The organism is Brucella sp. LJL56, assembly GCF_054871705.1.
In genome coordinates this window covers 164,493-177,502 of record NZ_JBTXLQ010000004.1, presented here as the reverse complement: position 1 = coordinate 177,502, position 13,010 = coordinate 164,493, and the positions used below count along the sequence as shown (strand labels likewise).

The window sequence follows — 13,010 nt, the reverse complement described above, 5'->3', positions numbered from 1 at the left end:
CAAAGCGAAAACAAGGGGAAATGGCATGGCGGATGACAGTTCAGCGGCAAAAGACGGTCCGGTGCTGTCACTGCATCAGCGTATTTTGGACGACATTGAATCGCACATCCTGTCGGGGGAATGGGCGCCGGGACACCGCATCCCGTTCGAGCATGAACTGACCGAGCAATATGGCTGTTCGCGCATGACGGTGAACAAGGCGCTGACCCAGCTTGCCAAGGCCGGTCTGATCGAGCGCAAGCGGCGGTCCGGCAGCTTTGTTTCCTTTCCGCAATCGCAGGCGGCGATTCTCGAAATCCACGATATTCGCGATGAAGTGGCAGCACTTGGCGTTGCCTATCGGTTCGAATTGACGAACCGACGCGAGCGATTGAGCGGGCCTGCCGATGCAAGGCATATCGACATGCCGCGCCACACGCCGCTGATTGAGCTTGTTTGCCGTCACTATGCGGGCAAGCGCGTCTTTACCCTTGAAGAGCGCATCATCAGTCTGGATGCTGTTCCGGGTGCGGCTCAGACGGATTTTGCCGAAAACTCTCCGGGGCCGTGGCTGGTTTCGTGTGTGCCGTGGAGCAGTGCAAAGCACTCGATACGGGCAATTGCCGCCACGCAGGAGAATGCGGGCATGCTCGGTATTCCGCTGGGGTCGCCCTGTCTGGTGATCGAGCGCCAGACGTGGAATGCTGACCAGCCGGTGACGCATGTGCGTTTCACCTATCCCGGCGACAGCCATGCGCTGGTGGCGAGTTTCACGCCGTCGCAGGGAGGATGAAAGGCCTGTATGATACGGGCCGCAGGCCGCACGGACACGCTTTTCCTTATGGTTTGACTGTCAGTTTTCCGACCATATCCGGATGGAAACGACAGTAATAGCTGACTGTTTCTGGCGAATTGAGAACCTGTTTCGTAACCTTTTGGGGTGGCAGCAGAATATCCCATCCTCCCTTTACGGTCGTGGTGTGCTGCATGGGATCCTTATTATTCCATTCGATCACATCGCCCACATTTGCCTCAATATTCTGCGGCGAAAAGGCCAGTTTCTCGACCGTAACCTCAATTGTTTTGGCCTCTGCCGGGACACTGGTAATCAGAAGCCCGCCAAGTATCGTGACGGCTTGAACATATCTCATCGGACCGTTCCTATTTCAACGACATGGCGATGTGTTCGGCATGTTGCTCGTGGCTCTGGAACAATTTGAGGCCGGTTTCGAGCAGGCTCTTCAGCTCGGCATTGCTGGCGGACGGGATAAGTGTGGTTTTCAGGGCCTTGTTCACTTCCTTATGATAGACAACCTCGTTGTCGACATAGGACTTGTCGAAGGCAGCTCCATCAAGCTTGCTCAATTTTGCCAGTTCGTCTGCAGCCGCTTTGGACAAGGCTTTGCTTGTGTCGTTATCCTCTGGTGTGACCTTGAGTTTCTTGACCAGAGCGAGCGCTTGCTGATTGACCGCTTCATGATCGCGCACCATGGTCTGTGCAAACTCGAGCACCATTTTGTTTTTGGATTTTTCAAGTGCTTGCTTGGCGGCTGCGACGTCGATAGCGCCTGCCGTGTAAGCAATATGCGCAATCGCCGGATCGTGTAATTTTCCGTCATGGGCGATTGCCAGAGACAGGCTGCCGCAAATGCAAATTGCAGCAACGGATACAACTGAACGAATAGACATGGAGCTCTCCCTTGCCCGGTGCCTTTACGGGCTCTTTCTTCTAGCGATAGCTATTGGATGCGGGAGAATTCAAAAGGTTCCTGACATTATATCTGTTTGTCCAGTCGCTCCAAAACGGCGGTTGTGATCCGTTCGCAGCGTTTGCCTGCGAAGGGGAAGGCATCAAGCAGCACCGGGCCAATTTTTGCGTCAAGCTGTTTGCGCAACAAATATCGGGCACGGTGAAGACGCGTCTTCACCGTCTGAGGGCGCAGGTTCAACAATTCGGCTGTTTCATCCACGCTCAAGCCCTCGATGACCCGTGCGACGAATACAAGGCGGAAAATTTCCGGCAGATTGTCCGTTGCCTGTTCGACCATCTGCAAAATCTGGCGCTGCGCAAAACCGCGTTCGGGATCGTCCGTGCTTATGGCAGAGGGGAACGGGATGATATTGTCCGCTGATGTGTCGGGCAATGTGTCGAGAAGCTTTTCGGCCTTCCGGGTCTTGCGCAGGCGACCGAGTGCTTCGTGAATTGCGATGCGGGACAACCACGTGGTCAGGCTGGACTGACCGCGAAAGCGATCAAGGCTCCTGAAGGCCAGAAAATAGGTCTCCTGAACCACGTCTTCCGCTTCGGCATCGTTGCGCAGGATGCTGCGGGCCAAACGATAGAGCCGCTGGTTGTTGGTCTGCATGATTTTGCGCAGCGCATCCAGATCATGCATTTTTGCGCATTGAGCAAGCGCAAGATCACCGTGAAATGTCGGTGAGTTGGTCGGTATGGCTGTTTTTGCACGCATAGGTCAAACTCCTGTGGAGTTTATTGGATGTATGCGAGGTCAAAAGGTTCCCGAAGATACATAGTGTCCGTTTTACGGAACATTCCAAATGATACTACCGTTCGCCAATTTCTGGTAGCAGACAAAAAAGCCGCCGCAGGGGAACAGCGGCGGCTAAAAGGCAGCATGACTTGGGTGAAGATCAGGCTGCGCGTTTGATGGCGTCGCCAAGGATGGACACGATGGTGTCGATCTGCTCCTTTTCCACGATGAGCGGCGGCGAAAGCGCGATCACGTCGCCGGTCACGCGGATGAGCAGGCCCTTCTGGAAGCAATCCACGAAAATATCGTAGGCGCGTGCGCCCGGTGCATCCTTGCGCGACGAGAGTTCGATTGCGCCAACCAGACCGAGGTTGCGAATGTCGATGACGTTCGAAACGCCCTTGAGCGAATGGAGTGCCTCCTGCCAGTGATTGGCAAGCTCCGCACCGCGCGTCAGCAAGCCTTCCTCGGCATAGACTTCCAGCGTTGCAAGGCCGGCAGCAGCGGCAACCGGATGGCCGGAATAGGTGTAGCCATGGAACAGCTCGATGGCGTTTTCCGGGCCGGTCATCAGGCCATCATAGACCTTGCGGGCGGCGAAGACTGCGCCCATCGGGATGGCGCCATTGGTCAGGCCCTTGGCGGTTGTCACGAGGTCGGGCACGACGCCGAAATAATCAACGGCAAACGGCGTGCCGAGGCGGCCGAAACCGGTGATGACTTCGTCGAAGATCAGGAGGATGCCATGCTTGTCTGCCGTAGCGCGGAGGCGTTCCAGATAACCCTTCGATGGCAGGATGACGCCAGCCGAACCGGACATCGGTTCAACGATAACCGCAGCGATCTTTTCAGCGCCATGCAGTTGGACGAGACGTTCCAGATCGTCGGCAAGTTCGATGCCGTTTGCAGGCAGGCCCTTGGAGAAGGCGTTCTTCTCGATATCGAGCGTATGACGCAGATGGTCGGCAGGAATCTGCGGGAAGACGCGGCGGTTGTTGACGAGGCCGCCGACGGAAATGCCGCCGAAACCAACGCCGTGATAGCCCTTTTCGCGGCCCAGAACCATGGTGCGGGTGCCCTGGCCGATGGCGCGCTGATAGGCGATGGCGATCTTCAGTGCGGTATCGACCGATTCCGAACCGGAATTGGTGAAGAATACGCGGTCGAGTTTTGCATCCGGTCCGCCCGGCGCGATGGCTGCGAGCTTTTCAGCAAAGTCGAAAGCCACATTATGGCCCATCTGGAAGGTCGGTGCGAAATCCATGGTCGAAATCTGGCGCTCGACAGCTTCGGTGATGCGCTTGCGGCCATGACCGGCATTGCAGCACCAGAGACCAGCCGTGCCATCCAGAACCTGATTGCCGTCGGTGTCGGTGTAATACATGCCCGAAGCACTTGCGAGCAGGCGAGGCGCTGCCTTGAACTGCCGGTTCGCGGTGAACGGCATCCAGAAGTTCTCAAGGCTTGGCGTGTTGGTTTTGGTGAGCATAATTACCTCCTATTTGTAAGCAGCAGGCCACGCTTTGCGAGGTGCAACAAGTCCTTTTCTTCAAGATATTAAGTTATTGTTTTTATCTGGGATAATTATCAAGTTTGTGCTATATCGAACATCATAAACATGGGGAAGAGTTCGATGAGCATCGATATTGGCGGGCGGCTTCGCTATGTGCGCATGCGGCAGAATCTGTCGCAGCGTGAACTTGCCAAGAGGGCGGGTGTGACGAACTCCACGATCTCCCTCATCGAAGCCAATCAGTCCAATCCGTCCGTCGGTGCATTGAAACGTATTCTCGACGGCATTCCCATCGGCATGGCCGAGTTTTTCGCGCTCGAACCGGATGCCCCGCATAAGGTATTCTATCAGGCGGAGGAGTTGGTGGAAATCGGCAAGGGGCCGATTTCTTATCGTCAGGTGGGCGACCATCTGTTCTCGCGTTCGTTACAGATGCTGAAGGAGCGGTATGAACCGGGCTCCGACACAGGCAAGGTGTTGCTCATGCATGAGGGCGAGGAGGGGGGCATCGTCATTTCGGGTCGCATCGAAGTGACTGTCGGCAGTGAGCGCCGCATCTTGGGGCCAGGCGACGCCTATTATTTTTCCAGCAAGCTGCCGCACCGGTTCCGTTGCGTCGGACCGGTGCCATGCGAAATCGTAAGCGCCTGCACGCCACCGAGTTTTTGAATCGCCTCGGAAAGGCGATTCAATTTCGCGCAAATATTCTTATTCGTAGCGGGAGATACCGAGGTCGTCGGCCCGGATATCCGGCTTGTTGCCGGAAATAAGGTCGGCGAGCAGCTTGCCGGAACCACACGACATGGTCCAGCCGAGCGTTCCGTGGCCGGCATTGATGAACACGTTGTCGTAGCGCGTTGCACCGATGATCGGGGTGGAATCCGGCGTCATCGGACGCAGGCCGGACCAGAAGGTCGCCGCTTTCAGATCGCCGCCAGGGAACAGGTCGGTGACCGAAAGGTCCAGCGTTGCACGCCGCGCGGCGGGAAGATCCTTGGTGAAACCTGACACTTCCGCCATGCCGCCGACGCGAATGCGGTCGCCAAGGCGGGTGATGGCGATCTTGTAGCTTTCGTCCAAAACCGTCGAAACCGGCGCGCGATCCTCATCGACGATTGGCGCGGTGATGGAATAGCCTTTCACCGGATAGATCGGCGCGTTGAGGCCCAGCGATTTGACGAGTGCGGGCGTATAGCTGCCGAGAGCAACGACATAGCGGTCGGCGGTCAGAACGCCTTCTGAGGTCTCGACGCCGGAAACCTTGCCGCCGGACATCAGCAACGACTTGATGTTGACGCCGAAGCGGAATTTCACGCCGAGCCCTTCGGCGATCTTTGCCAGTGCATTGGTGAACTTGAAGCAGTCGCCGGTTTCGTCATGCGGAAGACGCAGGCCGCCGACGAACTTGTCTTTCACGCGGGCAAGCGCCGGTTCCACCTTGGCGCAGCCTTCACGGTCGAGGACTTCAAACGGTACGCCATCCTGACGAAGCACCTCAATGTCCTTGCCGATGCCGTCGAGCTGGTACTGCTCGCGGAAAAGCTGGAGCGTGCCCTGCATGCGCTGGTCGTATTCGATGCCGGTTTCCTTGCGCAGATCGACAAGGCAATCGCGCGCATATTCGGCAACGCGCACCATGCGGGTCTTGTTGACCTTGTAGCGGCTGTCGGTGCAGTTCGCGAGCATCTGTATGAGCCAGCTATATTGAGCCGGGTCGCAGGTCGGGCGCAGGATGAGCGGCGCGTGCTTCTGGAACAGCCATTTCGCAGCCTTGAACGGAATGCCGGGCGCGGCCCATGGCGAGGCATAGCCTGGCGAAACCTGGCCTGCATTGGCGAAGCTTGTTTCCAGTGCGGGGCCTTCTTCGCGGTCGACAACGGTTACCTCGTGACCGAGTTTGGCGAGGTAGTAGGCTGTTGTGACGCCGATAACGCCGCTGCCGAGGATGATGATCTGCATGTTCGCCTCTTGTCTTATGCTTTTATGTCGCTCGCGCCGCTCTCCACGTAGACACGTGCATAACGGTTGCCGAGCGCAGTCAGGATTTCATAGGGAATGGTGTCACAGTCGCGCGCCACATCTTCGAGACGTTGATGCGGGCCGATCAGTTCCACAAGGTTGCCGAGTTGCAGCGTGCCTTCCGGCAATGCGCTGACGTCGAGCGTAATCGAGTCCATCGACACACGACCGATGATCGGCAGACGCGTGTCGCCGTAGAAGGCCGCACCCTTGTTGCTGAGAGAACGGAACCAGCCATCGGCGTAGCCGACAGCAATCGTCGCGACCCGCATTGGACCTTCGGCTATATAGGTGCCGCCATAGCCAACAGCCGCGCCCTTGTCGATGTCGCGCACCTGGATGACACGTGCCGAAAGGGTGAGGACAGGAACGATCTCGCTTTTAGGTCCAACGCCATAAAGCGCGACACCGGGGCGGGCGAGGTCGAAATGATAGGTCTTGTCGAGAAAGGTTCCGCCGGAATTGGCAAAGGCAACTGGAAGTTTTGGCAGCCGCGCCAGCAAAGCAGTCATATTGGCGAGCTGACGGGCATTGGCTGCATTTGCCGGCTCGTCGCCGCTGGCCAGATGGCTGATGACGAACTTGATGTCGATGTTGTCCAGAAGTGCGGAATTCTCAAGAAGGCTTTCAAACTCTCTCGATGACAGGCCGAGACGTGACATGCCGGTGTCAAGCTGCAGCAAGGCAGGCAGTTTCTTGCCGTGTTTGGCAGCGAGCGCCGCCCAGTTTTCAATCTGTTCCAGCGAGTTGAGTACTGGCAGAATGCCTTCGCGGGCGCAGGCCGCCTCGGTTCCCGGCTGAAGACCGTTTAGGACGTAGAGTGTTGCGTCGAGCTGGAGAAAAGGTTTGAGCGCAATAGCTTCGCCAAGATGTGCAACGAAGAAATCACGGCAACCGGCATCGTAAAATGCTGGTGCGACGCGGCTGGCGCCGAGGCCGTAGGCATCCGCCTTCACGACAGCGGCGGCGCGGGTGGGGGTAATGTGCCGGGCAATGGCCGAATAATTATGGCGCAGGGCCGACAGGTCGATGGTCAATATGCCGCCGGCGGCAAGGTCGCGCTCATCCTGGGAAAATTGCATCGACATATCAACCATTCGCACGGTTCTTTCCAAACTGCTCACTTCGCTACGAGAACGCTCGGAAGGTCATCATCGATACGGATCGTCTGCCGCCCAAAGCATATAGCTCGGGTGGAAAAACCTGCGGCTGCGCCCTCCCGAAGCTTAGGTGCATATTAGTCGAAGACTATTCGAATGTTTTTGCTATTTATCGCATATTGTGCGAATTTTGGCACATCTTGCGCATATTTTAGCTTTTAGGTTGAAGATTATTCATGCCGACGCTCGACAGTATCGACCGCAATATCATCCGTTGCCTGCGCCGGGATGGGCGCATGACCAACAGCCATCTTGCCAGTGAAGTGGGGCTTTCGCAGTCTGCCTGTTTGCGGCGGGTGCAGATATTGGAGGAAAGTGGGGTCATTCGTGGCTACACGGCCATCGTCGGCTCATCCGATGGTGATGAGCGGCTGGTCGCCATCGTGCGCATTACGCTTGACCGACAGACCGAGGAGTTTCTGAACCGTTTCGAGGAGGCGGTGCGGCGGCACCCGGAAGTACAGGAATGTTATCTCATGACGGGCGACGCGGATTATATTCTGCGCGTCGAAGCCGAAAATGCCGCGGCTTATGAGATCATTCACAAGGAAATCCTGTCGCGACTGCCCGGTGTCGCGCGCATCCATTCTAGTTTCGCCATCCGAACGGTGCTTCTGTCGAAAGCACCGACTTCACGCGGCTGAAATGAAAAAGCCCGGCATTGACCGGGCTTTCTATCCGAAAGGTTACTCTCTTTAACGAAATTCGTAGCGAAGACCGGCGCGGATCGTGTGCATGTTGAAGCCATTGTCCTTGGCCTGTGTTCCCGTGGCGCCCGGTCCTTCGGCATTGCCGTAAGGGTTGGTGCTGCGGTCGGCCGCGTCGAAACCATAGGCTTTGCCGCCATTGATGCGCGTATAGCGGTAACCGACATCCAGCTTGAGTTGTTCGGTCAGGTCATAGCTGACACCGGCCATGAGAGCCATTGCAAAGCGCCAGCTATCCAGTCCGTCCTTCTCGCTGGAATAGGTGCAGCCTGCGCAAACTTCATGGGATTTCCAGTCGTCATATTGTACATAGGCAGCGCCCAGACCGGCGCCTAAATAAGGTGTGACTGGTCCTACGCGCGGCAGGTCGACATAGGCGTTAGCCATCGCCGTCCAGATATTGGCCGTCGAAGAATCCTCGTAGTTGCAGTTGTCCTCAACCGGGTTGAAGCCCTTGCTGGATTTCACATAGCTTGGGCAGGCGGTGCGCCCGTTGATGCCCGCGCGGAAGAAGTCGAGCGTGGCATCCGCACGGAACATGTCGGTGAAGCGATAACCGACACCCACGCCGTAGGTTGCGCCTGCCTTGAGGTCGAAATCGTCATAGCGCAGCGTGTCGTCAATGCCGCGATAGGGCGGATCGAACTGGTTCCAGAAGCTCCAGTCGCCGTCCGTGCTGGATTTGAAATTGTAACCGAGGTCGCCACGAATATACCAGCCGGAGGAATTGACCGGTTCCGGCATTGGCTCAACAATGGGGTCTGCAATTATATCGGCGGCAAATGCCGCTCCTGATCCCGCCATCAGACTGATAGCCACGATGGCAATGGCGGAAGTGCACTTCATCGGTTCCCACTCCAAATCCGAACAGAAAAATGGCCCACAAGCCCTATTGCCGGATATGGTAAAGAGATATGTTTAACACTTGGTTATTTTTAAATAACCTTACGGTGCATCGACCGCAGGGACTCGCGCATGGCGCGATAATACTCAAGCAATTGCTGAGGTATAGGAGCCGACCCTGGGCCGGCTCCAAATGTCGTCAAAAGTTTACGGAATGGATGATCGACTTGTCGATATCGTTGATATCGCGCTTGCCGCAGAGCGCCATCGTGACATCCAGTTCCTTGCGGATGATTTCGAGCGCCAGCGTTACGCCGTCCTTGCCCATCGCGCCGAGGCCATAGAGGAACGGGCGACCGATGAACACGCCTTGCGCGCCGAGCGCGCGCGCCTTGAGCACATCCTGGCCGGAGCGGATACCGCCATCGACGTGAACTTCGATCTTGTCGCCGACAGCGTCAACGATTGGCTGCAGCATGGAGATCGAGGACGGCGCACCGTCGAGCTGACGACCGCCATGGTTCGATACGATGATCGCATCGGCCCCCGACTTTGCCGCCATCTTGGCGTCCTCGACATCGAGAATGCCCTTGAGGATCAGCTTGCCGCCCCACTGTTCCTTGATCCAGGCCACGTCGTTCCAGTTGAGCTGCGGATCGAACTGTTCCGCCGTCCAGGAGGAGAGCGAGGAAAGGTCGGTGACGTTCTTGGCGTGACCGGCAATGTTGCGGAAGGTGCGACGCTGCGTGCCCATCATGCCAAGGCACCAGGCGGGGCGGGTCGCCATCTGCCAGATATGCTTCGGGGTGAATTTCGGCGGAGCGGAAAGGCCGTTGCGGATATCCTTGTGACGCTGGCCGAGAATCTGGAGATCAAGCGTCAGCACCAGTGCGGAACAGCCAGCAGCCTTGGCGCGACCGATCAGGTTCTTCACAAAGTCACGGTCCTTCATCACATAAAGCTGGAACCAGAACGGCTTCTTGGTGACCGAAGCGACATCTTCGATGGAGCAGATGCTCATGGTCGAGAGCGTGAAGGGAACGCCGAAGGCTTCAGCCGCTTGTGCGGCGAGCATTTCACCGTCGGCATGCTGCATACCCGTCAGGCCGGTTGGCGCAAGAGCGACCGGCATGGACACTTTCTCACCGATCATCGTCGTTTCCAGCGAACGGTTCGTCATGTCCACGAGAATGCGCTGGCGCAATTTGATCTTCTTGAAGTCGTCTTCATTTGCGCGGTAGGTCGACTCGGTCCATGCGCCAGAATCCGCGTAATCAAAGAACATCTTGGGGACGCGGCGCTGGGCAAGCCGCTTCAGATCGGCGATTTCAACGATGTTGGGCATCTTCCCACCCCTTGTGGTAATTTTTCTTGACCATTCGCATGACGGATCGCGCGGCCGAAATCAAGTACGAACAAGTATCGAATAACAATTGCCTCGCGGTTAATTGAAGGACCAGGTAATTGCTCTTATGGTAATGGCACCCGCCCAAGGCAATTTTCTGCCAGTAGAAGAAGGCGGTCCCGCAACTGGGTTAGAGGGTAACGGATGAGCAAGGCCACCAAAACCGGTTTCATCGGCAAGCGATCCGCTGCAGCGGGTGGATGGGGCGCATTGAAAAGCTGCGGCAGGCAATTGCTTGCAAGCGGTGCTCCTCTTTCCGGCGCACGCACGCTTCTGAAAGCGAACCAGCCTGACGGGTTCGATTGCCCTGGTTGCGCCTGGGGCGATCCGGAACATGGCTCTTCCTTTGAATTTTGCGAGAATGGCGTGAAGGCTGTCGCCTGGGAGGCGACCGACCGGCGCACGACGCCCGCCTTCTTTCGCGAGCATACGGTTTCTCAGCTACGCGGCTGGACGGATTACGATCTGGAGAATACCGGTCGTCTGACCCATCCGATGCGTTACAATGCCTCGAAAGACCAGTATGAAGCCATCGAATGGGGTGAGGCATTCAAGGCTATTGGCGACATTCTCAAGAGTTTCGATAGCCCGAACCGCGTCGAATTTTATACATCGGGCCGTGCTTCGAATGAAGCTGCGTTTCTCTACCAGCTATTCGTGCGTGCCTACGGAACCAACAATTTCCCCGACTGCTCCAATATGTGCCATGAGGCAAGCGGCGTCGCATTGAAACAGTCTGTCGGTGTCGGCAAGGGGACGGTGCTGCTGGAAGACTTCGAGATGGCCGATGCCATTTTCGTGGTCGGGCAGAATCCGGGCACCAACCATCCGCGCATGCTGGGTGATTTGCGTCGTGCAGCCGAGCGAGGCGCGCGCATTGTTGTTTTCAATCCGATCCGCGAACGCGGGCTGGAGCGGTTCGCCGATCCACAGAACAAGCTTGAAATGCTGCATGGCGGCAGCGAAGCCATAGCCAGCGACTACTTCCAGCCGCGTCTGGGTGGTGATCTTGCTGCCTTTCGCGGTATGGCCAAGGCGGTTTTTGCCGCAGACGATGCCGCACTCGCCGCAGGCAGGCCATCGATCCTCGACCGGGATTTTCTCGGCACACATACGGCGGAACTGGAAGCTTACCGTGTTGCGGTAGACAGTACGTCGTGGGAGGAAATCGAAGATCAGTCCGGGCTTCTTCGCCAGTCGCTGGAGCGTGCAGCGCAAATTTACATGAAATCGGAGCGGGTCATCTGCACTTGGGCGATGGGGATCACCCAGCATCGCCATTCGGTGATCATGATCCGCGAGATCACCAATTTCATGCTGTTGCGCGGCAATATTGGCAGGCCGGGAGCCGGGCTTTGCCCGGTGCGCGGTCACTCCAACGTTCAAGGGGACCGCACGGTCGGCATCAATGAACGGCCTCCGGTCGCATTCCTTGATGCACTGGAAAAGGAATTCGGCTTCGAGGTTCCGCGTGAACCGGGGCACAATGTTCTGGGTGCCATTGGCGCCATGCTCGACGGATCGGCTCAGGCCTTCATTGGCCTTGGCGGCAATTTCGCACGCGCTACTCCGGATAGCCCGCTTATTTCGAAAGCGCTTTCCGGTCAGCGCCTGACGGTCCATATTGCGACCAAGCTCAACCATTCACATCTCGTGCCGGGGCAGGATTCGTTTATCCTGCCTTGCCTTGGCCGCACGGAAATTGATCTTAATTCTCGCGGAACCGCGCAGATCGTGACGGTCGAAGACTCCATGAGCATGGTGCATGGCTCAGGCGGCATCAATGCACCTGCATCTGCACATCTGCGTTCGGAAGTGGCGATTATTGCGGGCATGGCGCAGGCGACGCTTGGGCCGCAGCCGGTCGACTGGCTGGAGCTCGCCGACGATTATGACCTTATCCGTGACCGCATCGCCCGCGTTTTGCCAGACTTTTACAACTTCAACGAGCGCGTACGGGTCCCGCGCGGTTTCCACTTGCGCAATTCTGCCCGCGAGCTGGAATGGAACACGGCAAAGGGCAAGGCGACGTTCTGGACCGGCGCTCTGCCGGAAACTGTCGAACATCAGCAGGCACGCGGTATGCCGGGGCGCTATGTGCTGCAGACATTCCGCAGCCATGATCAGTATAACACCACCATCTATGGCATGGATGATCGCTATCGCGGCGTTTACGGCGAGCGGCAAGTGGTCTTCATGAATGCGGATGATATGGCGGATATCGGCGTTGAAGCGGGTGACCGGGCAGATATCGTCGGCGAATTTGATGATGGCGTGGAGCGTATTGCACGGGATTTCCGTTTTGTGCCCTATGACATTCCGCGCGGCTGCATTGCTGGCTACTATCCGGAAATGAACGTGCTGGTACCGCTGGCCAGTTCCGGGGATGAAAGCTTCACGCCGACCTCGAAATCGGTAATCGTTTCGTTCCGTCCGCTTAAATCGGTTGCATCATGATGGATGAGGGCGAGGCGGAATATATGGCGTTCGTCGACACGCTCATGACTGCATCCCGCAGTCTTACCGGGCTTGGTGCCGGGATTGTTGCTGCGGCGGCGCTCGAAATTGCTTCAGACAGCCGGACTTTTTCGCGGCTGCTGGGTGTTGCTCACGCGCTGGTGCTTCGGGAAATTTCAGTACTCGGACAGGACCACGGTTATATCAGGATCAGACAGCGCGATCTGCGAACACAACGCACACGCTATGAATTGAGTGCGCTCGGCCAAAGGCTTGTCGAGGAGGTAAGGGAGTAGCGGGCTGCTCGCAGCAGCCGATATTCTTGATATTTAACAGAGCTATATATTTCTACTCATAAAGACCCTGATGGAAGGCAGCAGCCTTTCAATTGTCTTGAGCAAATTTTTTGAAAGATTTTAACAGCGATAACTATGA

At 57.0% G+C, this 13,010-nt stretch carries 13 protein-coding genes; 5 read left to right on the top strand and 8 right to left on the bottom strand.

Going from position 1 to position 13,010, the window contains the following annotated elements; all coding sequences use genetic code 11:
* The first annotated feature begins 25 nt into the window (after positions 1-25).
* Positions 26-772, top strand: coding sequence for a histidine utilization repressor (hutC, locus tag ACYSN1_RS15185; protein ID WP_461726442.1), 747 nt, complete (start codon positions 26-28; stop codon positions 770-772).
* A 46-nt stretch (positions 773-818) separates the two neighbouring features.
* On the opposite strand, the gene ACYSN1_RS15180 is transcribed toward hutC, so the two are convergent.
* The 4 genes from ACYSN1_RS15180 to aptA form a co-directional block, all read right to left on the bottom strand.
* Positions 819-1,130, bottom strand: coding sequence for a cupredoxin domain-containing protein (locus ACYSN1_RS15180; protein ID WP_461726441.1), 312 nt, complete (start codon positions 1,128-1,130; stop codon positions 819-821).
* 10 nt (positions 1,131-1,140) lie between these two features.
* Positions 1,141-1,668, bottom strand: a complete 528-nt coding sequence (locus tag ACYSN1_RS15175) for a DUF4142 domain-containing protein (protein WP_461726440.1) — start codon at positions 1,666-1,668, stop codon at positions 1,141-1,143.
* Between the two features lie 86 nt (positions 1,669-1,754).
* Positions 1,755-2,450, bottom strand: a complete 696-nt coding sequence (locus ACYSN1_RS15170; RefSeq protein WP_461726439.1) for an RNA polymerase sigma factor — start codon at positions 2,448-2,450, stop codon at positions 1,755-1,757.
* A 181-nt stretch (positions 2,451-2,631) separates the two neighbouring features.
* Positions 2,632-3,960 (bottom strand): omega-aminotransferase AptA, encoded by a 1,329-nt coding sequence (aptA, locus tag ACYSN1_RS15165; protein ID WP_461726438.1) that lies wholly within the window; start codon positions 3,958-3,960, stop codon positions 2,632-2,634.
* 144 nt (positions 3,961-4,104) lie between these two features.
* Between aptA and ACYSN1_RS15160 the strand changes: the two genes are divergently transcribed.
* Positions 4,105-4,653, top strand: a complete 549-nt coding sequence (locus ACYSN1_RS15160; protein WP_010659512.1) for a cupin domain-containing protein — start codon at positions 4,105-4,107, stop codon at positions 4,651-4,653.
* A gap of 39 nt (positions 4,654-4,692) precedes the next feature.
* On the opposite strand, the gene ACYSN1_RS15155 is transcribed toward ACYSN1_RS15160, so the two are convergent.
* The gene (locus tag ACYSN1_RS15155; protein WP_461726437.1) at positions 4,693-5,943 is read right to left on the bottom strand and encodes a D-amino acid dehydrogenase; all 1,251 of its coding nucleotides are present in this window, start codon (positions 5,941-5,943) and stop codon (positions 4,693-4,695) included.
* Positions 5,944-5,957: 14 nt separating this feature from the next.
* Entirely contained in the window at positions 5,958-7,100 is a 1,143-nt protein-coding gene (alr, locus tag ACYSN1_RS15150; protein WP_461726436.1) for an alanine racemase, read from the bottom strand.
* Between the two features lie 239 nt (positions 7,101-7,339).
* Here alr and ACYSN1_RS15145 point away from each other — a divergent pair, with 239 nt between their 5' ends.
* On the top strand, positions 7,340-7,807 hold the full coding sequence (locus ACYSN1_RS15145; RefSeq protein WP_010659515.1) for an Lrp/AsnC family transcriptional regulator: 468 nt from the start codon (positions 7,340-7,342) through the stop codon (positions 7,805-7,807).
* Between the two features lie 51 nt (positions 7,808-7,858).
* On the opposite strand, the gene ACYSN1_RS15140 is transcribed toward ACYSN1_RS15145, so the two are convergent.
* Positions 7,859-8,716 (bottom strand): outer membrane protein, encoded by an 858-nt coding sequence (locus ACYSN1_RS15140; RefSeq protein ID WP_461726435.1) that lies wholly within the window; start codon positions 8,714-8,716, stop codon positions 7,859-7,861.
* A gap of 196 nt (positions 8,717-8,912) precedes the next feature.
* Positions 8,913-10,058, bottom strand: coding sequence for an alpha-hydroxy acid oxidase (locus ACYSN1_RS15135; RefSeq protein WP_461726434.1), 1,146 nt, complete (start codon positions 10,056-10,058; stop codon positions 8,913-8,915).
* Positions 10,059-10,262: 204 nt separating this feature from the next.
* Here ACYSN1_RS15135 and ACYSN1_RS15130 point away from each other — a divergent pair, with 204 nt between their 5' ends.
* Both ACYSN1_RS15130 and ACYSN1_RS15125 read left to right on the top strand, forming a co-directional pair.
* Positions 10,263-12,575, top strand: a complete 2,313-nt coding sequence (locus ACYSN1_RS15130) for an FdhF/YdeP family oxidoreductase (RefSeq protein WP_461726433.1) — start codon at positions 10,263-10,265, stop codon at positions 12,573-12,575.
* Entirely contained in the window at positions 12,572-12,871 is a 300-nt protein-coding gene (locus ACYSN1_RS15125) for a hypothetical protein (RefSeq protein WP_461726432.1), read from the top strand. Before ACYSN1_RS15130 ends, ACYSN1_RS15125 begins: the two co-directional genes overlap by 4 nt.
* Positions 12,872-13,010: the final 139 nt, after the last annotated feature.